Source organism: Mammaliicoccus vitulinus (genome assembly GCF_029024305.1).
Classification (GTDB): domain Bacteria; phylum Bacillota; class Bacilli; order Staphylococcales; family Staphylococcaceae; genus Mammaliicoccus; species Mammaliicoccus vitulinus.
This window is the reverse complement of the sequence record NZ_CP118974.1, coordinates 194,460-218,884: the sequence shown is the minus strand read 5'-3', so window position 1 is coordinate 218,884 and position 24,425 is coordinate 194,460. Positions and strand designations below refer to the sequence as shown.

The 24,425-nt window shown below is 33.4% G+C and carries 22 protein-coding genes, 2 pseudogenes and 1 riboswitch; of the genes and pseudogenes, 15 read left to right on the top strand and 9 right to left on the bottom strand.

Annotated elements, in window-relative coordinates; genetic code table 11:
* Window positions 1–3: 3 nt before the first annotated feature.
* The 6 genes and pseudogenes from PYW35_RS01055 to PYW35_RS01035 all read left to right on the top strand — a co-directional run.
* A pseudogene (locus tag PYW35_RS01055) lies at window positions 4–1,387 on the top strand (PTS fructose transporter subunit IIC); the annotation flags it as partial.
* A 143-nt stretch (window positions 1,388–1,530) separates the two neighbouring features.
* Window positions 1,531–1,968 (top strand): annotated as a pseudogene (locus tag PYW35_RS13285) (PTS sugar transporter subunit IIA); the annotation flags it as partial.
* A gap of 582 nt (window positions 1,969–2,550) precedes the next feature.
* Window positions 2,551–3,087, top strand: a complete 537-nt coding sequence (locus tag PYW35_RS01050) for a helix-turn-helix domain-containing protein (RefSeq protein WP_103323507.1) — start codon at window positions 2,551–2,553, stop codon at window positions 3,085–3,087.
* Entirely contained in the window at window positions 3,063–3,959 is an 897-nt protein-coding gene (locus tag PYW35_RS01045) for an IS3 family transposase (RefSeq protein WP_204107879.1), read from the top strand. Before PYW35_RS01050 ends, PYW35_RS01045 begins: the two co-directional genes overlap by 25 nt.
* Window positions 3,960–4,236: 277 nt before the next feature.
* A riboswitch (TPP riboswitch) is annotated at window positions 4,237–4,336 on the top strand.
* A 108-nt stretch (window positions 4,337–4,444) separates the two neighbouring features.
* A complete protein-coding gene (locus PYW35_RS01040) occupies window positions 4,445–5,197 on the top strand; it encodes a 3-oxoacyl-ACP reductase (RefSeq protein WP_016913102.1) in 753 nt (250 codons plus the stop codon).
* A 28-nt stretch (window positions 5,198–5,225) separates the two neighbouring features.
* A complete protein-coding gene (locus PYW35_RS01035) occupies window positions 5,226–6,533 on the top strand; it encodes an NtaA/DmoA family FMN-dependent monooxygenase (protein ID WP_103322601.1) in 1,308 nt (435 codons plus the stop codon).
* On the opposite strand, the gene PYW35_RS01030 is transcribed toward PYW35_RS01035, so the two are convergent.
* Window positions 6,530–7,453, bottom strand: coding sequence for an AEC family transporter (locus PYW35_RS01030; protein ID WP_103322600.1), 924 nt, complete (start codon window positions 7,451–7,453; stop codon window positions 6,530–6,532). The genes PYW35_RS01035 and PYW35_RS01030 overlap by 4 nt on opposite strands.
* Before the next feature lie 121 nt (window positions 7,454–7,574).
* Window positions 7,575–8,315, bottom strand: coding sequence for a CPBP family glutamic-type intramembrane protease (locus tag PYW35_RS01025; protein ID WP_103322599.1), 741 nt, complete (start codon window positions 8,313–8,315; stop codon window positions 7,575–7,577).
* A 517-nt stretch (window positions 8,316–8,832) separates the two neighbouring features.
* On the opposite strand from PYW35_RS01025, the gene PYW35_RS01020 reads away from it, so the two are divergent.
* Window positions 8,833–10,077 carry a Glu/Leu/Phe/Val family dehydrogenase gene (locus tag PYW35_RS01020; protein WP_103322598.1) on the top strand — a complete coding sequence of 415 codons (1,245 nt, stop codon included), beginning with the start codon at window positions 8,833–8,835 and terminating at the stop codon, window positions 10,075–10,077.
* Window positions 10,078–10,169: 92 nt separating this feature from the next.
* Here the strand turns inward: PYW35_RS01020 and PYW35_RS01015 are convergent, their stop codons facing one another.
* Window positions 10,170–11,081: an osmoprotectant ABC transporter substrate-binding protein gene (locus tag PYW35_RS01015; protein ID WP_169925683.1), complete on the bottom strand. Its 912-nt coding sequence runs from the start codon at window positions 11,079–11,081 to the stop codon at window positions 10,170–10,172.
* A 208-nt stretch (window positions 11,082–11,289) separates the two neighbouring features.
* Here PYW35_RS01015 and fni point away from each other — a divergent pair, with 208 nt between their 5' ends.
* The 5 genes from fni (at window position 11,290) to PYW35_RS00990 (ending at window position 16,738) form a co-directional block, all read left to right on the top strand.
* Window positions 11,290–12,339: a type 2 isopentenyl-diphosphate Delta-isomerase gene (fni, locus tag PYW35_RS01010; protein ID WP_103322596.1), complete on the top strand. Its 1,050-nt coding sequence runs from the start codon at window positions 11,290–11,292 to the stop codon at window positions 12,337–12,339.
* Between the two features lie 302 nt (window positions 12,340–12,641).
* Window positions 12,642–13,616, top strand: coding sequence for an SMP-30/gluconolactonase/LRE family protein (locus PYW35_RS01005; protein ID WP_103322595.1), 975 nt, complete (start codon window positions 12,642–12,644; stop codon window positions 13,614–13,616).
* Window positions 13,617–13,736: 120 nt separating this feature from the next.
* Window positions 13,737–14,660, top strand: coding sequence for a mevalonate kinase (gene mvk / locus PYW35_RS01000; protein ID WP_103322594.1), 924 nt, complete (start codon window positions 13,737–13,739; stop codon window positions 14,658–14,660).
* Between the two features lie 5 nt (window positions 14,661–14,665).
* A complete protein-coding gene (mvaD, locus tag PYW35_RS00995; protein WP_103322593.1) occupies window positions 14,666–15,649 on the top strand; it encodes a diphosphomevalonate decarboxylase in 984 nt (327 codons plus the stop codon).
* A 12-nt stretch (window positions 15,650–15,661) separates the two neighbouring features.
* Window positions 15,662–16,738 carry a phosphomevalonate kinase gene (locus tag PYW35_RS00990; protein WP_103322592.1) on the top strand — a complete coding sequence of 359 codons (1,077 nt, stop codon included), beginning with the start codon at window positions 15,662–15,664 and terminating at the stop codon, window positions 16,736–16,738.
* Window positions 16,739–17,075: 337 nt separating this feature from the next.
* On the opposite strand, the gene PYW35_RS00985 is transcribed toward PYW35_RS00990, so the two are convergent.
* The 3 genes from PYW35_RS00985 to PYW35_RS00975 form a co-directional block, all read right to left on the bottom strand.
* Window positions 17,076–17,906, bottom strand: a complete 831-nt coding sequence (locus tag PYW35_RS00985) for an IS3 family transposase (RefSeq protein WP_204107874.1) — start codon at window positions 17,904–17,906, stop codon at window positions 17,076–17,078.
* Window positions 17,907–17,947: 41 nt separating this feature from the next.
* Window positions 17,948–18,484, bottom strand: coding sequence for a helix-turn-helix domain-containing protein (locus PYW35_RS00980; RefSeq protein ID WP_103323507.1), 537 nt, complete (start codon window positions 18,482–18,484; stop codon window positions 17,948–17,950).
* Window positions 18,485–18,663: 179 nt separating this feature from the next.
* Window positions 18,664–19,134 (bottom strand): peptide-methionine (S)-S-oxide reductase, encoded by a 471-nt coding sequence (locus PYW35_RS00975; RefSeq protein WP_103322246.1) that lies wholly within the window; start codon window positions 19,132–19,134, stop codon window positions 18,664–18,666.
* A 159-nt stretch (window positions 19,135–19,293) separates the two neighbouring features.
* On the opposite strand from PYW35_RS00975, the gene PYW35_RS00970 reads away from it, so the two are divergent.
* Both PYW35_RS00970 and spn read left to right on the top strand, forming a co-directional pair.
* Window positions 19,294–19,770 (top strand): GNAT family N-acetyltransferase, encoded by a 477-nt coding sequence (locus PYW35_RS00970; RefSeq protein WP_103322247.1) that lies wholly within the window; start codon window positions 19,294–19,296, stop codon window positions 19,768–19,770.
* Between the two features lie 113 nt (window positions 19,771–19,883).
* Complete coding sequence (gene spn / locus PYW35_RS00965) at window positions 19,884–20,216, top strand: SPIN family peroxidase inhibitor (RefSeq protein ID WP_103322248.1); 333 nt, start codon at window positions 19,884–19,886, stop codon at window positions 20,214–20,216.
* Window positions 20,217–20,327: 111 nt separating this feature from the next.
* On the opposite strand, the gene gtfB is transcribed toward spn, so the two are convergent.
* The gene (gene gtfB / locus PYW35_RS00960) at window positions 20,328–21,647 is read right to left on the bottom strand and encodes an accessory Sec system glycosylation chaperone GtfB (protein WP_103322249.1); all 1,320 of its coding nucleotides are present in this window, start codon (window positions 21,645–21,647) and stop codon (window positions 20,328–20,330) included.
* Window positions 21,640–21,966 (bottom strand): glycosyltransferase, encoded by a 327-nt coding sequence (locus tag PYW35_RS00955; protein WP_226908906.1) that lies wholly within the window; start codon window positions 21,964–21,966, stop codon window positions 21,640–21,642. Before PYW35_RS00955 ends, gtfB begins: the two co-directional genes overlap by 8 nt.
* A 250-nt stretch (window positions 21,967–22,216) precedes the next feature.
* On the opposite strand from PYW35_RS00955, the gene trhO reads away from it, so the two are divergent.
* On the top strand, window positions 22,217–23,164 hold the full coding sequence (gene trhO, locus PYW35_RS00950; protein ID WP_016912105.1) for an oxygen-dependent tRNA uridine(34) hydroxylase TrhO: 948 nt from the start codon (window positions 22,217–22,219) through the stop codon (window positions 23,162–23,164).
* Window positions 23,165–23,232: 68 nt separating this feature from the next.
* Here the strand turns inward: trhO and PYW35_RS00945 are convergent, their stop codons facing one another.
* Window positions 23,233–24,414, bottom strand: coding sequence for a spr1629 family repressor/antitoxin (locus PYW35_RS00945; protein WP_103322250.1), 1,182 nt, complete (start codon window positions 24,412–24,414; stop codon window positions 23,233–23,235).
* Window positions 24,415–24,425 lie beyond the last annotated feature (11 nt).

Here is a 24,425-nt window from a genome sequence, read left to right as displayed (position 1 = left end):
GTTATGAAAATTTTAGCAATAACATCTTGTCCAAACGGGATAGCACATACTTACATGGCTCAGGAAAAATTAGAGCAAGCTGCTAAAGAAATGGACATAGATATAAAAGTAGAAACACAAGGTGGTGTCGGTGCTGAAAATGTACTTACATCAAAAGAAATTAGAGAAGCAGATGGCATCATTATCGCTGCAGATAGACAAGTCGATTTATCACGTTTTGACGGGAAACGATTAATTAATGAAAGTGTTAGAGAGGGTATTCATAATCCTAAACTATTAATTCAACGTATCATTGATCAAGATGCGCATATACACCATGAAAAAAATGGTAATAAACATACACATGATGAAGATGAACAAAAGAGCGGTCTACAAATGGTTTACCAACATTTAATGAACGGTGTATCGTTTATGGTTCCATTTATCGTAGTCGGTGGTTTATTAATGGCTATAGCATTAACATTAGGCGGGAACACTACACCTGAAGGGTTAAAAATTCCTGAAGATTCGTTTTGGAAATCTATCGAAAATATCGGTAGCTTAGCATTTAGTTTCATGGTGCCTATACTAGCTGGTTATATTGCAGTCAGTATTGCTGATAAACCCGGGTTAGTTCCAGGTATGATTGGTGGTGCAATTGCTGCTGATGGAAGTTTCTATGGTAGTGAAGCAGGCGCAGGATTTTTAGGTGGTATTGTGGCTGGTTTCCTAGCAGGTTATATTGCAAAATGGATTAAAAATATCAAAATTCCAAAAGCAATGGCACCTATAATGCCAATCATTATTATTCCTATCATCTCTTCAATATTAGTAGGACTTATCTTCATATTCGTTATCGGGGCACCAATTGCAAGCATTTTTGAAGGATTAACAACATGGTTAAAAGGCATGCAAGGTGCAAATAGTATCATCTTAGCCTTAATTATCGGCGCAATGATTGCATTCGATATGGGCGGACCTGTAAATAAAGTCGCGTTCCTATTTGGTTCAGCACTAATTGCTGAAGGTAATTACGCAGTTATGGGTATGGTAGCAGTAGCTGTATGTACACCTCCAATCGGACTGGGACTTGCCACTTTTATTAATAAACGCAAATTTAATAAAGGTGAAATTGAAATGGGTAAAGCCTCATTCACAATGGGACTTTTCGGTATTACAGAAGGTGCCATTCCATTCGCAGCTCAAGATCCACTACGTATTATCCCATCTAACATGATAGGTGCAATGGTTGCTGCCGTTATAGCATCTATAGGTGGAGTTGGAGACCGAGTAGCTCATGGTGGACCAATTGTAGCTGTCTTAGGTGGAATAGATCAAGTACTATGGTTTTTCATAGCCGTTATAGTCGGAAGTATCGTAACGATGCTTGTGGCATTACTTTTAAAGAAAAAAGAAACAGCAGTATCCCCAGCTGATATAGATGATTCAGACAGTGGTATTACATCGTCATTTATGGGTATCGATGAGAATGATGAAAAAGATCAAACCACTTCAAACGTTGAAACTCAAAATTCAGAAACAGAAGAATTTAAAGTATTTGATAAAAATGTTATTACAATAGAAAACAGCAACATTTCAAGAGATGAAGCAATCGACAAACTTATTCTAAATTTAAAACAACACAACTATATTGATGACGAAGAAATTTTGAAAGAAGCCGTACTTAAACGCGAATCAGAATCAACAACTGCAATAGGCATGAACGTAGCCATCCCACACGCTAAATCAAATGTCGTCAAACAACCAGTAGTAGCAGTCTTAAACAATAAAAGCGGTGTGGAATGGGAAAGCTTAGATGATACACAACCAAAAATCATCTTCCTAATAGCCGTACCAAATGATAGCAGTGACACACACTTGAAACTATTGCAAAGACTATCACGTACACTCATGGACGATGAAACACGAGAAACATTAATAAACGCAGAAAGCACTGAAGAAATATATCGCATCTTGAAAGAAATATAGAATAGATAAAAATTCCTGGAACAGAGAATTGAACTGACCCCAATTTGTGGGAATAAAATAAAAAAACGCTTTCGTTGAATTCATATCAAAATGAATTAATACGGAGGTGTTTTTTCTATGAAAAGAGTCACATATTCAGATATGTCTTGGATTAACTTTGGAATAAACTCACGACTTGAGCAATGTCTTGGATTAACTTCGGACTTAACTCACGACTTAAGCGATGTCTTGGATTAACTTTGGACTTAACTCACGACTTGAGCGATGTCTTGGATTAACTTCGGAATAAACTCACGACTTAAGCGATGTCTTGGATTAACTTTGGACTTAACTCACGACTTAGGCAATGTCTTGGATTAACTCAGCACTTAACTCACGACTTGGACTATGTCTTGGATTAACTTCGGACTTAACTCACGACTTAAGCAATGTCTTGGATTAACTTTGGAATAAACTCACGACTTGGACTATGTCTTGGATTAACTTCGGACTTAACTTCGGACTTAACTCACGACTTAGGCAATGTCTGATGTGCACCCCAAAAGTTGAACCTCAAATCTAGCTTATAGGGGTGCATTATTTATGAGAAAAAAATATGATTTTAACTTTAAATTAAAATTAGTAAAAGAGTACTTAGATGGTCAATCAGGTTATAAAGCACTTACCTTAAAACATGACATTTCCAGTTCATCTGTCATTCAAATATGGGTCAATCAATATAAAGAGTTTGGAGAAGATGGCTTACAAGAAAAAAGAAGAAACACTGTTTATACTAGCGAATTTAAATTATCTGTTATAAAATTTAGACAAGAAAATATGTTGTCTTATCGAGAAACAGCTAATCATTTTAAGATTATTAATCCTATAATGGTTGCCAATTGGCAACATCAATTTGATGAAAAGTGTCGTCTTGATCTAGCTAATAAACAAAAGGGACGGTCTATCAATATGGATAAAAAATATTCGGAAACTGATAATAAAAATTCATCTCTAAATGAAAATGAACGTGAAGAACTCGAAAGACTTCGCAATGAAGTTGAAACGTTAAAGGCAGGTATTGCTTATCAAAAAAAGTTACAAGCCTTGACCGACATATACGGAAGCAAAAATCAGAAATAGTAAAGATCATTACGGAACTACACGAAACACTTAATATAAAATTGAGTATTTTATTCAAAGTCGCTAAATTAGCTAAATCTGTATATTATTATTGGATAAATCAGTTCAATAAACCTAATAAAGATGATGAACTGATTAAAGTAATAAAAGAAATATGTAAGGAATCTAATTATACCTATGGTTATCGAAGAGTTACACAAGATTTAAGTAATAGAGGTATCAAAGTAAATCATAAAAAAGTAAGAAGATTAATGAAAGAATTAGGGTTATCTTGTTCGAAATTTACGCATAGAGGGCGTAAATTTCGATCATTCAAAGGTAAAGTTGGTAAGGTCGCTAAAAATATAATAAATCGTAGATTTAAAACACATGTCCCTTTTCAAAAAATAGTGACAGATATTACAGAATTCAAGTTGAAGAATGGCCAAAAATTATATTTATCTCCTTTTATGGACTTATATAGTTCGGAGATTATTAGTTTTGAAATTTCAAAACGTCCTTCGTTAGAGATTGTCATCAATCCACTAAAAGAAATGATAGCTATGCGTCCAGATTTAAGCTATCGTTTAACGATACACTCAGATCAAGGTTGGCATTATCAACATTCGCAATACACTAAATTATTAAAAGCAAATAAAGTATTTCAAAGTATGTCTAGAAAAGGTAATTGTTTAGATAACTCAGTTATGGAAAACTTTTTCGGACTACTTAAACAAGAGATGTATTATGGTCAAGAATTCGAAGATTTTCAGCAACTAGAACAAGCTATACATCGTTATATTCATTTTTATAATAATGAAAGAATCAAATCAAAATTAAAAGGCTTATCTCCTAAAAAATTCAGGAAACAAACCTTTCAAATATCATACTAAAAAAGTTCAACTTTTTGGGTTCAGTACAGTCTTGGATTAACTCAGCACTTAACTCACGACTTGAGCGATGTCTTGGATTAACTTCGGACTTAACTCACGACTTCCACCCTGTCTCGCCTTCTCTCACTCCGATTATATTTCTGGATATCTGCGTTTATATAAGTATACTTTGTATACTTATATAAAGCTGTTTAAAATAGGCAGTGTTAATAAGGTATTATCAACTAATATAAACTTGACATCATTTGTTAAAAACTATACATTGAAAGTAATTAAATAGATGCACTAGGGGTGTTTTAAACTGAGATGAGTATTTACTCAAACCCTTTGAACCTGAACTAGTTAATACTAGCGTAGGAAAGTGTTTGTGAAATGAATTTTAAGGGATGAATATGCCTTTTTATAAATGTTTTCTAATTTTACACAACTTTCTTACGGGAAGGTTGTGTATTTTTTTATTTAAATTTTGTATAGGAGTGATTTAAATGGTTAAAACAGTACTAGTTACAGGAAGTAGTAGAGGATTGGGTGCCACAATTGCACGCACATTGGCATCTGAAGGTTATCAAGTCGTCATCAATTACAATAGTAGCAAAGAACAAGCTGAAAACCTTGTAGCTGAAATCGGTCATGAACAAGCTATTGCTATTAAAGCAGACGTTACAAATCGTCAAGAAGTTGATCATTTAATAACAGAGAGCACGAAGCACTTTGGACAAATAGATGTCGTTGTTAATAATGCGCTCGTTAATTTCAAATTTGATCCTGTGCAACAAAAAGCTTTTGTTGACCTTTCTTGGGAAGATTATCAACAACAAATAGACGGCACTTTAAAAGCTGCTTTTAATATTGTACAAAGTGTTGCTCCACAATTTATAGAAAGAAAACAAGGTGCTGTTATAAGTATTGGAACTAACCTATTCCAAAATCCAGTCGTACCATATCATGAGTATACAACTGCAAAAGCTGGTTTAATTGGTTTTACACGAAATATTGCAGCGGAATTAGGACAATATGGTGTGACAGCAAACGTTGTATCGGGTGGATTGCTGAAAACAACGGATGCGAGTTCAGTGACGACACCAGAAGTTTTCGATTTAATCGCTCAATCTACACCACTAAAAAAAGTAACGACACCACAAGACGTTGCCAATATGGTGAGCTTCTTAGCTTCTGATAAAGCTAAAGGTATTACAGGTCAGAATTATACAGTAGATGGTGGTTTGACGATGAACTAGAATTTCAAACTATATAAGGAGAATATGAATGAGCAATTTCAAGAACGAGCAACTTAATATCGGTGTTTTATTATATGGGTGTGGACATCATCAAGCTGCATGGCTGATGGAAGATTCATCTATCGAACAAATTGGAGATATTTCATATTATCAATCGTTAGCACAACTCTCAGAAAATGGATTGTTAGACGCTGTATTCTTTGCTGATAACCAGTCTTTTCCTGCAAAGTCAGACAGTGAACTCCCTGCATTTTGGTTAGATCCAATCATAAATTTAACAGCAATATCACAAGTGACGCATCATATTGGATTAGTCTCAACAATATCCAGCTCATTTTCGAATCCATATACTGTCGCGCGACAACTTTTAACGCTTGATCATGCTACAAACGGTCGCGTCGGTTGGAATTTAGTCACTTCTATGTCCGATTTAGAAGCACAGAACCATAGCATGGAGGCTTTGCCATCACATGACAAAAGATATCAAAAAGCTAATGAATTTGCTGAATTAATGGATAAACTGTTCACATCTTGGCAAAAAGAGCATTTCATACACGATCGCGACAATAATCAACTCATTAAACATGATCAGATTAAACCTTTTAACCATTCAGGAGAACATTTCCAAGTAAATGGACCTTTATCAACGCCAAGTAGTCCACAAGGTAAACCTGTCGCTATGCAAGCTGGCGCTTCTAAGCAAGGTATAGCATTAGCAGTTAAACATGCAGATGCCGTCTATTCTGTATCTTGGAACATAAAACAAGCAAAAGCTTACAGAGCAAAATTAAACGACGCGATACAACAAAGTAGCACGCCGAATAAATATATTAAAGTCTTTCCTGGATTAGTGACTTATGTTGCAGAAACACGTGAAGCGGCTTTATTAAAAAAAGAAAAGTTAGATAAACGTCTCCCGATTGAAAATGCTATAAAACAACTGAGCACATTCGTAAGGCAAGATTGTACGAAATGGGCATTGGACGAACTAGTGCCAGCATTGCCTCCAGTTGAAGCATTCGACGGTCCTGTAGGAAGATACGAAACGATTTTAGAAATTATAGAAGACACTCAACCTACTGTGAGAGAATTATTAGGATATCTCAATGCAGGCGGTGGACATCTCACTTTAATTGGGACACCTGTAGAAATAGTAGACGAGATGGAACGTTGGTTTAAATTAGGTGTAGCAGATGGCTTTAATTTAATGCCACCTACACTGCCTTATAGTTTAGAAGATTTTGTAGAGTTCATCGTCCCAGAATTACAACGACGTGGTCTTTATCGAGAAGCATACTTCGGCCACACCTTTAAAGAACATCTCAATATAAATTAGAAAATAATATGAGATAAATAAATGACGATCACTACTGATATCGAACTGAATAGCGTAGACATAAAGACAAGCTCAGCAGCCAACTCAGGATAATTGTCATATTCTTGCGCAATGACCGAACTGTTAACAGAAGTTGGCATCGCTGAAGCGATAAATAAAGTTTGCGCAATAATACCATCTAGACCCATGCACTTTATAATCACAAGAGCAATCGCAGGCCCTACTACTAGCCTTATAAATATATAAATATAAGAAGATGACCATTTAAAGTTGAGCTTAATATTCGCAATTTGCGCGCCCAATAATATTAAAGCGACCGCAATCATGGCATCAGACAAATAACTTACAGTTGTCCACATGAATTCAGGAATCGGAATATGGTTGTAGTTTAAGATGATGGCTAATAAAAGCGCATAAATAATTGGCATCTTAAAATAATTCAGCAGCGCTTTAAGTTTACCTAATTGAACTGATTGAATCGCAAAGACACCATAAGTAAAGGTAAAGACATTTTGCAAAGTTAACACGATTACTTGCGCAGACATTGCAAGTGGATCACTTTTAAATACAATATCATTTAAAGGTGCACCGTAATTACCCGAGTTAAAAAAGAGCACGCTGTTCGTTAAAGTCGTCTCTTTACCTTTATCTAAATTTTGCATTTTGGCCAAGACAAACGCAACAATATAAAGCATTACTATGTATATAATAAAGAAAATGACGATAGAAAATAATAAATTGACAGCTAAGTCAGCCTTATAGAACTTCGCAAAAATAAATCCAGGCACAAACACATTAATATTTAACTTAGCTAACGTTCTTAAATCTAATTTAACACGCTTTTGCAAAACATAACCTAATGCCGTCATCAAAAAAATAGGCACAACTACAGTTAGTAGAATATTGAATATTTCAGCCAAAAAGGCACCCCCATTTCAAGCAAGATATGTTATCGATTACATTTTATCATAACATTCTTCATAACTTGTTGGGGGTGTGTTTTTGTATGAATTTATTTAATAAAAATATACTTAGACATTCCTAAAATAATAAAGTTATTAGAAATAATATACTTTGTGATGTAACATGCGTCATTATATGAGCGACCATGGCACATTCTAAATAGTATTTATAGTATAAAAACCCATAAATAGTACTAGCAATCATATTTAACGTCATTACTTTGATTATAGAAATCGTAATATCGCTATTTGATACTAAAAGCATGGCTGGTAAGTGACCTAATGAAAAAATAAGTGAGGATATTAGAATCGATATAATATATACAGATTTAGATTCTCTTTTAGTTATTTTGATTAAAGAATAACTAATTAAAGTCATTAATCCAAATCTTATAATAATTTCTTCTAGAACACCCCCATAGCTAACTCCCCCTAATAATTCTATAAAAGAATTTTCAAGCAAATTCTTGTTCTGTATAAATACATTAGATATCCATTCCCCAATTACTAGAATGAAACCTATAAAAACACCACTCAAAACACTAATCATTAATGTTTTTTTTAATTTTCCTTTTTGATATATTACAGATTTTAATTTAGTTTTCTGATGTAAAAAATGACCCAAAGTCAAACCGACTAAACTTAATATCAACGGATTTATCATGGATAAAAGCGTTAATTGGTATACCGAAAAATGAGAATGAACTTTCATTATTTCTAACTTCTCCATCACTAAGTGGCGTAACATTGGAATGCTTAATAATAAACAAGATAAGATAATCAAGATATAAATTAAGTATGCTTTAAAATTTTTATTCATGCTGAACAGCTCCCATATATAATATAGGTGAAACTATATTATATGACGTCGCGTAATAATCAATACATAAATCTAACTCTTTAAAAGATACTTCATAATACTATTCTGAAAAATGATTTTGTTAGCTCTAAGAGTTACCAATTTCATTATATTTTTCGTTTGTTCTTTTAAGTATATGCTCTATGTTGCAAGACTGATCAAACAAGCAACATAGAAAGCTTGTATGTTGCAAGACTCACTAAACAAGCAACATAGAACGCCTGTATGTTGCAAGACTCACTAAACAAGCAACATTCAGAGCCCGACTCCACTTCCACCACACACATCAACCTCATCCAATTAATAAAGTGTATATTTAACATTAAGTAATCATTTTTCACACAACCAAAAATTATATAGTTTTCGAATTTTTTTGTAAATTCTGTTTATTTTATTGAAATATGTTTTCATTCGTACTATCATTTAGTTTAATATGTTTTTTTAATATTGTTTTTTATATATAGAAGGAGAGTCAATCATGAGTGAAAATAGCAATCTTGTTACTTCAACACAGAATATTATTGAAGAAGCTTTATATAAACTAGGTTATGATGAAGGTCTTTATGAGCTCATTAAAGAGCCGGCTAGATTTTTAAAGGTTCGTATTCCAGTAAAAATGGATGATGGTTCGGTAAAAACTTTTACAGGTTATCGTTCTCAACATAATAGTTCGGTCGGACCTACTAAGGGCGGCATTCGTTTCCACCCTGATGTCGATGAGAATGAAGTGAAAGCTTTATCTATGTGGATGACCTTAAAGTGTGGCATCGTTAATTTACCTTATGGCGGTGGTAAAGGCGCAATTCAATGTGATCCTCATAACATGAGTAAGACGGAACTTGAAAGATTATCTAGAGGTTACGTAAGAGCAGTATCTCAAATTGTCGGACCTACTAAAGATATTCCAGCACCAGATGTGTATACGGATGCTCAAGTTATGGCATGGATGATGGATGAATATAGTTTAATGCATAAAGTAAATGCACCAAACTTCATTACAGGTAAGCCTCTTGCTTTAGGTGGTTCACTTGGTCGTGAACAAGCGACAGCTTTAGGTGCTGTCATCACAATTGAAGAAGCTGCTAAACGTAAAAATATTAATATTGAAGGATCACGTGTTGTCATCCAAGGTTTTGGTAATGCTGGTAGCTTTATCGCTAAAATCTTACATGATAAAGGTGCAAAAATCATCTGTATTTCAGAAAGTCGTGGCGCATTATATGATCCTGAAGGTTTAGATATTGATCATTTATTAGAGCTACGTAAAGAACATGGCAGAATCACACCTTTATTTGATAACCTCATTCCAAATAGCGAGTTGTTTGGGCTAGATTGTGACATTTTAGTACCTGCTGCTTTAGCTAATCAAATCACTGCTCAGAATGCTGGAGATATTAAAGCTAGCATTGTAGCTGAAGCTGCAAACGGCCCTACTACTCAAGAAGCTACACGTATCTTAACTGAAAACGGCGTGTTGTTAATTCCTGACGTATTAGCAAGCGCCGGCGGTGTTACCGTGTCATACTTTGAGTGGGTGCAAAACAATCAAGGTCTTTATTGGACTGAAGAAGTAATCAATGATTTATTGAAAGAAAAATTAGTTGAAGCTTTTGATAAAGTCTATGAAATATCTCAGAATAGAAATTTAGATATGAGATTATCTGCCTATGTCGTTGGTGTTAGACGTACAGCTGAAGCAACACGTTTCAGAGGTTGGGCATAGCATTATAAATAAAGAGGTTGGCACATAAATCCCAACTTAAAATAAATCACCCAATCCGTTGGAATCATTTTCGGATTGGGTGTTTTTATAATTTATTCAAAATAATGATGTTCTTTTAGAAACTTTTCAGCAATAATTGCAGGTTCTTCTTTTTTACCATCAGCTTTGAAATTCAGTTCTTGCATTTTTTTAGTAGACACTTTGCCAATTAATTTTTCGATAGATTTTTTAGCTTTAGGATTATCTTTCAAATATTCATTTGTTGCTAAAGGACTTGCATCATATGGTGGGAAGAAATGACGATCATCTTCTAACGTCACTAAATCATAGGCGGAAATTCTACCATCTGTCGTATAACCAAGTGCTACATCGATACTTTTATTCTTCAAGGCATCATATACGAGTCCAATCTGCATTGTTCTTATATTTTCAAATTCAAATCCGTAAGCTTTCGCGAACGCTGGATAACCATCACCTTTACGTTTAATCCATGTTGCATCACTTGCTACTCTGAGTTTGTCTCTATGTTTCTTTAGATCTGATACTTTTTTTAAATTGTATTTTTCTGCCGTTTCTTTCGTTACGGTAAAAGCAAAAGTATTTTCAAAGCCATATGAATCAAAAAATGTTTGATTAAATTTATTTTCAAAGCCTGTTTTAACTGCTTTTTCGGCTTTTTTAGTATTTGTAATAGGTTCCAAACCAAGTGCACCTACTAAATCAGTACCTGTATATCTCGTAGCTGATATTTGAGCATCGTCATTTAAAATCGCATTGTGTTCAATAGCTGCAGAACCTAAATTGTTTACAATGACGGGTTTAATTTCTTCATTTGTATCATGCTCAATTTGTAGTCTAATCATATGGGCCATAATTTGAGACTCGCTTGTTGCGAGCGCTGTTATTTTAACAGTTTCTGACGATGCCCCGCCTAACCCAGGTAAAGAACAGCCACTTAACAATATTGTACAAATTATAATTAAAGTAAATTCTTTAAGTTTGATAACAGTTCCCCTCCATAAGCTTTATATTTATATAGTAGTGACTCTTATATTACCATAAAAATTTAACGCCAATTACAGTCTGTATAACGGGCAGTCTAAAGGGTGTCTTGATTTATATTGTTTAGTTTATATTCAATATGACAACTGCTATAATGTGAATGAGATAAAAATAAATCATTAAACATATAGATGCACGGAGGATAAATGAATGGACGACTCATTAAGAAGTAGAAGAAAGAATGAACATATTCAATTAGCTTTAGATACTTATCAATCAGCAGGTACTGATTTTGATAAAGTACAGTTAATACATCAATCCATTCCTTCAATAAATAAAAACCAAATCGACTTATCTGCAACATTTCCTCACTTCACTTTTAAATACCCTTTATATATCAATGCAATGACAGGTGGAAGTGAAAGAGCAGCAGCAATTAACAAGGCATTAGCACAAATAGCGAAAGCTTGTGATATTCCAATGGCAGTCGGTTCAACACATTCAGCTTTAAAAGATTCTAACGCTGAAGCAAGTTTCACAGTTGTTCGAGATGAGAATCCAGATGGCATCATTTTAAGTAATGTTGGCGCAGATATTGAATATGCAAAAGCAAAAAGATCAATTGAATTACTAAATGCAGACGCTTTGCAAATTCATGTTAATGCCCCACAAGAATTAATCATGCCTGAAGGTGATACTCAGTTTGAAAATTGGTTAACAAACATCCAAGAAATCCAAGCACATATTGATATCCCTGTCATTATTAAAGAAGTAGGTTTCGGTATGAGTGCTGAAACGATTCAAAAAGTTAAAAACATCGGTATTCAATATGTAGATGTAAGTGGTCGAGGCGGCACTAACTTTGCCGATATCGAGAACCAAAGAAGACCATTGAAAGACATGGCATTCTTAAATCAATGGGGACAAAGCACTGTGCAAAGTTTACTCGAAGCTAAATTATTAAATACAGACATGCATATACTAGCAAGCGGTGGCGTTAAAAACCCACTTGATGCAATCAAATCATTAGTATTAGGCGCAGAAGCAGTCGGTCTTTCAGGATATGTACTTAAATATTTAGATGAATACGGCGTAGAAGAAACAATTGAACATATGAAGCAATTCATTGAACAAATGCACGTCATAGCAAACTTGCTCAACGCATCAAACGTATCAGACTTGAGATCAGTCGGCTATGTGTTGGCACCTGAATTACAAACTTACGTAGAGCAACGCTCAAAAATTATAAATCCCGAGTAATATGAAGCAGCTTTTTCTTAATGGGGAAAGCTGCTTTCCGTTTGTGAGATATTGAGGAAGTTCAGACTAAAATAGCGCCACCCCTCAAAATTAAACGAAAATCTATCTATATATCTTACGAAACTAACCTGCTCATTCCAAAAACTCCTATCTCTATCTCGCTTTATATCAGACTTTTTTACGATATAATATTCATTTTCAATGTAGGATATAAAGTGATAATATTAAACATATATATGAACCGCATCTTTAAAGTGCACACACGCTTTTTTTATAAAATAAAAATTAAAGGAGAGCTGAATATGAGCAATCAAGATATACCATCTTTATATTATACTGAAGCTTCGAAAAGTGCTGTTCCACTCCTTGCAAGTGAACAACATTTACAAACTGTTACTGCGGAGCCTTGGCTAAAAATTTCTGACGAAGGTCTTCAATTAGAAGGCTTATGTTTTGATAGAAATCACAACCTTTTTTTATGTGAAGTTTTTGGTGGAACAATATTCCGCGTAGACTTACCTGAGAAAAAAGTAAATACTGTATTCAAATCTGAGAAAACAAACCCGGCTTCTGTTAAAATACATAAAGATGGGCGCTTATATTTGTCTTACTTAGGTGATTTCAAAAATTCTGGTGGTGTTATATCCACAGATGCTGATGGCAGAAACCCTCAAAATATTGTTTCAGATATTGATACTGAATATTGTGTAGATGATTTAGTTTTTGATCGTAAAGGCGGATTCTATTTCACTGATTTTAGAGGGTACTCAACTAATCCTCTTGGTGGTGTTTATTATGTATCACCTGATCATCAAACGATTACACCTATCATTCAAAATATTGCTGTAGCAAATGGTATTGCTTTAAGCACAGATGAGCGTGTGCTTTGGGTTACTGAAACAAACGCGAATAGATTACACCGTATTTCTTTAGAAGAAGATGGTGTTACGATTGAACCATTTGGTGCTTCTATTCCTTATCATTTTACTGGCCATGAAGGTCCTGACTCTTGCTGTATAGACAGTGATGACAACCTTTATGTCGCAATGTATGGTCAAGGTAGAGTACTTGTTTTTAACAAAAGTGGTTATCCAATTGGACAAATATTAATGCCAGGTCGAGATCAAGGTCATATGCTAAGATCTACACACCCTGCTTTCATTCCAGGAACTGATCAATTGATTATTTGTGCAAATGATATAGAACGTGGTGGCGATTCTTGGTTATTTACGGCAAAAGGCTTCGCAAAAGGACATAATAGTTATCAATTTCATTAAAAATGCAATTATTATATAATAATTAGTTAAAGTTTTTGAATATATCGTGACAGAGCTTTATAATAATAAAGTGTTGTTTAACAAAAAATAAAATAGGAAATATTAAAGGTGATTGAAGATATGGCACAAATAGGATATGGGGAAGCAAATGGGAAAGTGATTTTAATAGGAGAGCATGCTGTTACTTTTGGACAACCAGCAATAGCTATTCCATTTACAACAGGTAAAGTGAAGGTAACAATCGCGTCACTTAGTGAAGGTGCGCCTTCATACATCAATAGTGATGTATATGAAGGTACGTTACAACAAGCACCTGAACATATTAAAGCTGTTACGACTCGTTTTATCGAAAAACATCATATAGAAGACTCTATAAATGTTACTTTTGAAACGAATCTTCCCCCTTCAAGAGGATTAGGTTCCAGTGCTGCTATGGCTATCGCCTTTGTAAGAGCAAGTTATGATTATATAAACAAGCCTCTTTCTGACGAGTTGTTAATAGAAGAAGCGAATTGGGCAGAACAAATCGCTCATGGCAAACCGAGTGGCATTGATACACAAACGATTGTTTCTAATAAGCCTGTTTGGTTCCATCAAGGCAAAGTTACAACTTTAAGACCTTTATCATTAAATGGTTATATGGTTGTAATAGACACTGGTGTTCGAGGTTCTACAAAGAAAGCAGTCGAAGATGTCCATCAACTATGTAATCATGACGAGCAATATATGCGATATATTGAACATATTGGCAATCTCGTATATGAAGCAAACGAAGCAATTGAACAGCATGATTTCAACCAATTAGCGCATGTGTTTGAGCTTGCTCAAGATAATTTACGTAAGCTTACTGTCAGTCATGACAATATCGAATCATTGCTTGAAATCAGCAAAACACAAGGTGCAACTGCTGGTAAACTGACTGGTGGCGGACGCGGCGGTAGTATGATTGTACTCGCACAAAATCTTGAAATCGCTGAAAAAATAGCGACAAATGCTGAAAAATTCGGTGCACATCATACTTGGATTGAAAAATTAGGAGGTTAACGAGATTGAATATTAGTGGCAAAGCCCGTGCTCACACAAATATTGCATTAATTAAATATTGGGGAAAAGCCAATGAAGACTTAATCATTCCCATGAATAATAGCTTATCCGTTACACTAGATAAATTTTATACAGAAACAAAAGTGACATTTAGTCCTGAGTATACGAAAGACACTTTAATTTTAAATGGACAAGAAGTTAACGAAGAACAAGCTAAGAAAATTTATAAATTTATGGATATCGTAAGAGAGCGTGGTAATACGTCATTACACGCATACATCGATAGCGTGAATTATGTACCTACCGCTGCCGGACTTGCTTCTTCAGCAAGCGCATATGCAGCCTTAGCAGCAGCTTGCAACGAAGCGCTTGATTTAAACATGTCTGATACAGATTTATCAAGATTAGCACGCAGAGGTTCTGGTTCTGCTTCTAGAAGTATTTTTGGTGGATTTGCTGAGTGGGAAAAAGGATATGATGATAAAACATCATATGCGCATTCAATTGATGCACAAAATTGGGAAGACGACTTATCTATGATTTTTGTCGTAATCAATAACCAATCCAAAAAAGTCTCTAGTCGTTCTGGTATGTCTCATACACGCGATACATCTCGATTCTATCAATATTGGTTAGATCATGTAGATGAAGATATTGCATCTGTAAAGCAAGCAATTAAACAGAAAGACTTCAAACATTTAGGCGAAGTCATAGAAGAAAATGGATTGCGTATGCACGCTACAAATTTAGGTGCCCAACCTCCTTTTTCTTATTTAGTACCTGAAAGTTATGAAGTTATGGAAATTGTCCATCAATGTAGAAAAGCCGGATTCCCTTGCTATTTTACAATGGATGCTGGACCAAATGTTAAAATTTTAGTTGAAAAGAAAAACCAACAATTTATACTAGACGCTTTACTTAAATCTTTTAATAAAGAACAAGTTATTGCGAGTGATATTACACACACAGGAATTGAAATTATTGAATAAGGAAGAGATAAAATGATTCAAGTCAAAGCGCCAGGAAAGCTGTATATTGCTGGAGAATATGCAGTAACAGAGCCTGGATATAAATCTGTATTAATCGCAGTTGACCGATTTGTAACGGCCACTGTAGAAGATACTCATTCAACTTCAGGGTTTATCCATTCTAAGACTTTACATCATGAACCGATTACTTTTAAAAGAGAACAAGATAAAATAATCATTTCTGATACAGATGCAGCAGATCAACTTAAATATATTACACAGGCTATCGAAGTCTTTGAGCAATATGCAAAAAGTTCAAATGTCACTTTAAGACATTATAACCTTACAATAGATAGTAACCTAGATGATGCATCAGGACATAAATACGGATTAGGCTCTAGCGCCGCTGTATTAGTATCCGTCATTAAAGCCTTAAATGAATTTTACAATATGCAATTATCCAATTTATACATTTATAAATTAGCCGTTATCGCAAACATGAAATTACAAAGCTTAAGTTCTTGTGGCGATATAGCCGTTAGTGTTTACACAGGTTGGTTAGTCTATAGTACATTTGATCATGATTGGGTCAAACAACAAATCGAAGAAACATCTGTCCTGGAAGTCCTTTATAAAAACTGGCCAGGTCTACACATAGAACCACTACAAGCACCAGAACATATGGAAGTACTAATCGGATGGACAGGTTCACCAGCCTCTTCACACCATTTAGTAAGTGAAGTTAAACGACTGAAAGCCGACCCAACAATATATGGACAGTTTCTTGATCAATCACAAACATTTGTTGAGCAACTTATCAAAGCCTTCAAAACGAACAATATTAAAGGTGTACAAGAAACAATTAGAAAAAATCGCACAGTCATACAATACTTAGACTCATTCGCTACAATAGACATCGAGACACAACATTTAAAAAAACTATGTGATATCGGTGAAAAATACGGCGGAGCAAGTAAAACATCCGGCGCTGGCGGCGGAGACTGCGGTATTACCATCGTTGAAAATGATAAAAACAAAAGCAAAATATATGAAGAATGGTCAAATAACGACATCAAACCACTCAACTTCAGTATTTACCACGGACAATGAAATAAAGAATTGAATATAAAGAACCCCGTTGCACAACAAATACGTTGAGCAACGGGGATTTTTTTATGTTGTAAAGTAATTAAGAGGTAGCTGGACTCAATATTAAGTTATACAAAAGATAGCAAGGGGAAATTTTGGTTATGTCTTGGATTAACTCAATACTTAACTCACGACTTGGGCATTTTCTTGGATTAACTTCAGACTTAACTCACGACTTGGGCTATGTCTTGGATTAACTTCGGACTTAACTCACGACTTGGGCATTTTCTTGGATTAACTCCAGAATTAACTCACGACTTCGACAATGTCTGTACTGAACCCAAAAAGTTGAACTTTTTTAGTATGATATTTGAAAGGTTTGTTTCCTGAATTTTTTAGGAGATAAGCCTTTTAATTTTGATTTGATTCTTTCATTATTATAAAAATGAATATAACGATGTATAGCTTGTTCTAGTTGCTGAAAATCTTCGAATTCTTGACCATAATACATCTCTTGTTTAAGTAGTCCGAAAAAGTTTTCCATAACTGAATTATCTAAACAATTACCTTTTCTAGACATACTTTGAAATACTTTATTTGCTTTTAATAATTTAGTGTATTGCGAATGTTGATAATGCCAACCTTGATCTGAGTGTATCGTTAAACGATAGCTTAAATCTGGACGCATAGCCATCATTTCTTTTAATGGATTGATGACAATCTCTAACGAAGGACGATTTGAAATTTCAAAACTAATAATCTCCGAACTATATAAGTCCATAAAAGGAGATAAATATAATTTCTGGCCATTCTTCAACTTGAATTCTGTAATATCTGTCACTATTTTTTGAAAAGGGACATGTGTTTTAAATCTACGATTTATTATATTTTTAGCGACCTTACCAACTTTACCTTTGAATGATCGAAATTTACGCCCTCTATGCGTAAATTTCGAACAAGATAACCCTAATTCTTTCATTAATCTTCTTACTTTTTTATGATTTACATTGATACCTCTATTACTTAAATCTTGTGTAACGCTTCGATAACCATAGGTATAATTAGATTCCTTACATATTTCTTTTATTACTTTAATCAGTTCATCATCTTTATTAGGTTTATTGAACTGATTTATCCAATAATAATATACAGATTTAGCTAATTTAGCGACTTTGAATAAAATACTCAATTTTATATTAAGTGTTTCGTGTAGTTACGTAATGATCTTTACTATTTCTGATTTTTGCTTCCGTATATGTCGGTCAAGGCTTGTAACTTTTTTTGATAAGCAATACCTGCCTTTAACGTTTCAACTTCATTGCGAAGTCTTTCGAGTTCTTCACGTTCATTTTCATTTAGAGATGAATTTTTATTATCAGTTTCCGAATATTTTTTATCCATATTGATAGACCGTCCCTTTTGTTTATTAGCTAGATCAAGACGACACTTTTCATCAAATTGATGTTGCCAATTGGCAACCATTATAGGATTAATAATCTTAAAATGATTAGCTGTTTCTCGATAAGACAACATATTTTCTTGTCTAAATTTTATAACAGATAATTTAAATTCGCTAGTATAAACAGTGTTTCTTCTTTTTTCTTGTAAGCCATCTTCTCCAAACTCTTTATATTGATTGACCCATATTTGAATGACAGATGAACTGGAAATGTCATGTTTTAAGGTAAGTGCTTTATAACCTGATTGACCATCTAAGTACTCTTTTACTAATTTTAATTTAAAGTTAAAATCATATTTTTTTCTCATAAATAATGCACCCCTATAAGCTAGATTTGAGGTTCAACTTTTGGGGTGCACATCAGTCTTGGATTAACTTCAGACTTAACTCACGACTTTACCCTTTTCTCCTACGACTTGAATTCTAGGAGTTGTCTTTTACCACCTTATACAAAATCCAAGCACAGTCACCTTTTTACGCCTCTGCTTCATTTATATTTATTTATTAACGATTGTGGGATATGACAATAATCATCTGGACATTTGTCTAGTCTGTCTTGATGTTCTTCTGCACTTTTTACATAATTCGTTAATGGCATCACTTCAACCACAATTTTCTCAGCATCGTTTCTATTTTTAATAAATTGACGTGCTGCTTCTAAATGCTCTGAATTCTCACTATAAACGCCTGTTCTATATTTTAAGCCAACATCGACACCTTGTTTGTTCAAGCTATATGGATCAATAACCTCAAATAAGTACCCCATCAAATCATTAACTGTTACAACTTCAGGATTAAAGACCGTCTTTACACACTCGGCATAACCATCATACTCGCCTGCTCTATTATGACTACTACCATTCGCTCTACCCGCTTCAGTTTCAATCACTCCAGGTAAAGTCTTCACGAAAGCTTGTACACCCCATAAACAACCGCCTGCTAAATATATCGTTTCCATACATTACGCTCCTAAAAATAAGTTATGCCCATTATACAAGAAAACACCGTAAGTACATTGGATTTTCAATTATTATGTTAAAATACAATAAACTCAATTCCCACAAAAATTAAATCCTGGAGATACCGTTTCAGATTAAATTGAACAACGAGGTGTAACATGAAATTAATATCATATAATGACTCATACTATAAACATATCAAAGACTTTCAGATTAATGCTTCCCAATTACAATTCACTATCGCACCACTAGATAATATTAGATTAGCAAAACAAAACCCCAACAGACATTGCATATTGGGGCTTTCCGAACAAAATGATTTAGTTGTATTTTTTGTCTTACATGAAGACAGTGAATTTACGAATTACTTTTCTACAACACCAGAAACAACTATATTTGTAAGATCATTATCTACAGATGAACGTCATTTAAGACAAGGTTATGCTAAAAAAAGTTTAGCACTACTAGATACATATCTATTAGAGCATATGCCCCATATTAAGCACATTGCCCTACTTGTAGATAAACCAAATCAAATCGCCTACAAACTATACATTAGTCTAGGGTTTAAAGACGTCGGCGTAGAAGTAAACAATGATGGAGATATGCAGTTATTAATGGAGAAAAGTATATAAAAATCACCCATTCCTTAACTGTTTCTTAACTATTATTAAATAACTTTTAAATGCCGATTTTTTGGATTTTTTTATATTATAATCAACTCATCAAACGAAATGGAGATGATTATATGAATTTCAAAAAATTAATTCCTGTTACTTTATCGGCTGTTATTTTAGGTTTTGGAGCAGTCAGTGTCACTGAAGCGAATCATGCTAATGCGAGAACTTATTCTCAAAATGGTATCACATTACACGATGATGATCGTTTACCTTTCCACACTACGGAAGATTTAGCAGTGCTTTTAAATAAACATACAGACCCTTTAACTAAAACTCAACTTATTCATTATTTTAAATCATTAGGTTTTAAAAATGTAGGACAAGTTATCAAAACTGCCGAGAAACAAAACATAGATGTTTCAGCTTTTTATAAATACAGAAATCATAAAGGTTGGAAGTAATGATTTTGTAAAGTGTATTCCTCAGAATCAAAAATATAAAAATCACCCAATCCGTTAATACAATTTCGGATTGGGTGATTTATTTTGAGAAAGTGATTGATGCCTAAGCGCTTATTTAAATCCTTCTATAAATGTTACTTTATCTATTGAACCTGCGTGTGCTAATTGATGTCTTAATCTGCTATTTCTCATAGCTTCATTATTATCTAGTTCTTTTAAAGTTTCTATTAGTTCAGCATATTTTTCTAATGAAAATTGATTTTCTGTGGCAATATAATTTTCATTATGCAGTGTTTCTATATATCCTAACACGAGCAATTGATAATCAAATGCGCTTTTAACTGCATCCAAAATTTCATTTCCTTTGTTAATATCTAAATATATATCGCATTTTTGATATAAAGAAAGAATTTTATCTTTTGGAGCGTTAGGAAATAGCATGACGTTCTCATGACTATTTAGTTTCATCAATTTTTGTGACATCTCTGTTAAAGCTACAATATGAAATTGGTATTGTGGAAGACTATTCACCATCTCTTCTAGATGAGGAATTTGATCAGAGTTTGTTAATGTTAAAACATTATGGGATTGTTGGTTCTGACCTACAAAATCATATACATAACCTGATTTCAAAATTCGATTTTTATGTTCTTCTTCTACTAGCTCAGATAAGTGATTAAATTCATGTTCACTTGGCGCTATAATATGACAACTTCGCATTTTTTTAGATAACATCAACTTCATATTTCCAGGTATCGTATCTCCTGTTTTCTCTTGCCAAAACAAATAATCATTACCTTCAACTTTTAAGTCGTGTAGCACTGCACAAGATATAGATAATGAATTTATTAAAAAACTGTCCATGGAAATATTAGCTACTTTCAAATAAAAGATGACAAACTGAACTTTTGAATGAAAAATATATTCCTTGTCACGCCATTTTAAAATGATATCATTTGTTATAAAATTCTCAGTTATAATTTCTTGATTTTTATCATTGAACCAGCGCTTGATAATTCTTCTTTGATTATCATCCACTAACAATTGAGCATATTTCAAACCGTTCTTATTATAATAGTCGATTACTTGTGTCTTTCCATTTTTATTTAACCACTCTATTCTTTCAACTATTCTAAAACTAAAATTCTTTTTATAAATAATTCTACCTTTCGTTTCCCCCATATGTTTAACTTGTGCTGAATTATTGCTACCTTCAATCTCCCAATATCTTGGAATCATCACTTGATTGAAAAATAAAGGATCTGATGAATGATTACTGTTACACGCAAAAAATTGATAAGGCGTTAGTACATTTGAAGGTAAAAATCCATCTTCTTCAATCACGATTGTTTCATTGTCCATACCAACATTTTTAAATGTCTTATAAAGTACTTTAGTTTTTGTGTCGAATGATTCAAAAAGATTAATCATGTAGCACCTCTTTAATTAAAACAAACCATCTTTGTTTTATATTTTCTGTTTTAAAAGTTTCAGCGATTTCATAAGAACGATTATGATAAGCTGCATGATCATTATTGAAAAATTGTATAATGGCATCAGCTAAATTTTCTACAATTTGTTGTTCAGATTGTTTGGTTATATTTATAGGTATTAAATGACCATTTTCGTCATGAACGATAAAAGTTGTATTACCATAATCAACTTCAAATCCAATCATTCCTAACCCTGATCCTATTGCCTCCATTAGCGTTAAACCAAATCCTTCACTAGTAGAACCGGATAAAAACAATTATAACTTTCACATCATTCAACATATAAAATGAATCCCCCTTCCACCTCGATTTCATGTTAAATAGATAAATAAAAACGATTTCATATTATTTCGCAAAATCAAACAATTGAAAAATGCAACTTTTTTGATACAATATAATGAGGATAAAAATGTGCACTCATATTAATATCGTTCCATACTTCACCAAAGATACTATCAAATAGACTTTTAATATAAATTAATAAACAGAATTAGAGGAGATTAGAAAATGGATTATAGAGTATTATTGTTTTATAAATATACAACAATTACTGACCCTGAAACTTTTGCAACAGAACATTTAGAATTTTGTAAAGACCTAGAGCTTAAAGGCCGTATTTTAGTAGCAACGGAAGGTATTAACGGGACACTTTCAGGTACGAAAGCTGACACAGACAAATATATGGAACAAATGAAAGCAGATGAAAGATTTGAAGGTATCACATTTAAAATTGATGAAGCAGAAGAACATACTTTCAAAAAAATGCACGTGCGTCCAAGAGCTGAAATCGTAGCTTTAGATCTAGAAGATGATGTAAACCCAAGAGAGTTAACAGGTAATTATTTATCACCTAAAGAATTTAAAGAAGCATTATTAGAAGATGATACAATCGTAATCGATGCTAGAAATGACTACGAATATGACTTAGGTCATTTCCGCGGAGCAATCCGTCCAAACATTACAAGATTTAGAGATTTACCAGATTGGATCAAAGAGAACAAAGAACAATTTATGGATAAAAAAATTGTTACTTACTGTACAGGCGGTATCCGTTGTGAAAAATTCTCAGGATTCTTACTTAAAGAAGGATTTGAAGATGTAAGCCAACTAGAAGGCGGAATTGCAACATACGGTAAAGACCCAGAAACTAAAGGTGAATACTGGGACGGTAAAATGTATGTATTCGACGAACGTATTAGTGTAGATGTGAACCAAGTAGAAAAAACTGTAGTCGGTAAAGAATGGTTCGATGGTACACCATGCGAAAGATACATTAACTGTAGTAACCCAGAATGTAACCGTCAATTCTTAGTAAATGAAGAAAACGAACATAAATATTTAGGTGCATGTTCACACGAATGTGCAGAACATGAAAGTAACCGCTACGTAAAAGCACATGATATCAGTGAAGAAGAAAAAGCAAATCGCTTAGAAAACTTTAAAGCATTAGTATAAAAAAAGACGCTCAGTTGAGCGTCTTTTTTGTTATCGTTAAAGATAAAATAACTATTATCATTTTAAATTCATTTAAATAAATTTGATATTACATCCGTATTAGTGCTCCTATTTACTTCCTTGTACTTATCGATTAAACGACTATCAATGCTTGCCATTTCACTTAAAAACTCAGAACTCACCTTTAAATCCTCTAATAAATATTCAGGTGTTATCACACGCTCTTTGAAGAAAAAGTTTAATAAGCTATTAATTTTTACAGGTTTAGCTAATTTAATTTCTTCATCTAAAGGTTCTCTTTTTTTATACCCTTTTTTATTAACAGAAGACCAAAAATATCTATATTGAACATCAGTCATTAAATCAAGATAATAAGCTCTCATCGCTATAGCTTGAATAGAAACAAACCATTTTTCTTTTAATAATTTAATATGATCCGGATTGGATTTTTTTGTTAGTTTATTAAAGTCATTAATAAATTCAGCTTCTGGTAAAAGAAACTCAGCTGCAAATATATCTGCTTCTTTTTCAATTTGCTTATATTCATCTTGAGGTAAAATATCAAATTCAATATGTCTGTGTAGAAGTAAGTGACATAATTCGTGCGCGATATCAAAATTCCTTCTCACAGCAACGCCTTTATTATTACCTAAAGCAATATATGGTATATCAGAATCAGACCAAAAACTAAATGCATCCGCTTCGTTATCTATAGCCTTCTCGTAAACCATAATACCTGATTTTTCTAAATAAAATAACAAACGATTATTACTATTATTTCCTAATAAATTCTCTCTACTGATACTTGCACACATCTTGACGATTTTAATTCTATCCATATCCCCTGCTGACATTATAAAATCTTCAAGTTGATTAATTAACTCAAAAATAGGCATTACAGGTGACTTAACATATGAAAGTAAATAATTTGTGAAATTAGACAAATAATTAGCTTGATGATGCTGTTTATTCAATAACTTTGTAGATACTTTATAACTTTTGGCTCTGAATGCTATAGAATGCTTATCAACTGAATTCTGTTTAAAAGCATCAGGTTGTTCACTAATAAAATAACTTGTTTTCACATGAAATAACTTAGACAAATCATAAATCTTATTAATTTCAGGCATCATATTCTTAACTTCATATTGCCATATAGCCTGTTCACTCACATCAACTTTTTCCGAAAGTTCTTTACGACTTAATCCATTAAGCATTCGAATACTTTCGAGATTGCTCCCAATAAACATTTATTTCACCT

Coding starts and splice junctions, on each gene's coding strand:
- PYW35_RS01050 (WP_103323507.1), top strand. CDS start 2,551: ATGAGAAAAAAATATGATTTTAACTTTAAATTAAAATTAGTAAAAGAG.
- PYW35_RS00990 (WP_103322592.1), top strand. CDS start 15,662: ATGATTCAAGTCAAAGCGCCAGGAAAGCTGTATATTGCTGGAGAATAT.
- PYW35_RS00945 (WP_103322250.1), bottom strand. CDS start 24,414: ATGTTTATTGGGAGCAATCTCGAAAGTATTCGAATGCTTAATGGATTA.
- PYW35_RS01025 (WP_103322599.1), bottom strand. CDS start 8,315: ATGAATAAAAATTTTAAAGCATACTTAATTTATATCTTGATTATCTTA.
- PYW35_RS01040 (WP_016913102.1), top strand. CDS start 4,445: ATGGTTAAAACAGTACTAGTTACAGGAAGTAGTAGAGGATTGGGTGCC.
- trhO (WP_016912105.1), top strand. CDS start 22,217: ATGGATTATAGAGTATTATTGTTTTATAAATATACAACAATTACTGAC.
- fni (WP_103322596.1), top strand. CDS start 11,290: ATGGACGACTCATTAAGAAGTAGAAGAAAGAATGAACATATTCAATTA.
- PYW35_RS00970 (WP_103322247.1), top strand. CDS start 19,294: ATGAAATTAATATCATATAATGACTCATACTATAAACATATCAAAGAC.
- PYW35_RS01020 (WP_103322598.1), top strand. CDS start 8,833: ATGAGTGAAAATAGCAATCTTGTTACTTCAACACAGAATATTATTGAA.
- gtfB (WP_103322249.1), bottom strand. CDS start 21,647: ATGATTAATCTTTTTGAATCATTCGACACAAAAACTAAAGTACTTTAT.
- PYW35_RS00975 (WP_103322246.1), bottom strand. CDS start 19,134: ATGGAAACGATATATTTAGCAGGCGGTTGTTTATGGGGTGTACAAGCT.
- spn (WP_103322248.1), top strand. CDS start 19,884: ATGAATTTCAAAAAATTAATTCCTGTTACTTTATCGGCTGTTATTTTA.
- PYW35_RS00980 (WP_103323507.1), bottom strand. CDS start 18,484: ATGAGAAAAAAATATGATTTTAACTTTAAATTAAAATTAGTAAAAGAG.
- mvk (WP_103322594.1), top strand. CDS start 13,737: ATGGCACAAATAGGATATGGGGAAGCAAATGGGAAAGTGATTTTAATA.
- PYW35_RS01035 (WP_103322601.1), top strand. CDS start 5,226: ATGAGCAATTTCAAGAACGAGCAACTTAATATCGGTGTTTTATTATAT.
- PYW35_RS01005 (WP_103322595.1), top strand. CDS start 12,642: ATGAGCAATCAAGATATACCATCTTTATATTATACTGAAGCTTCGAAA.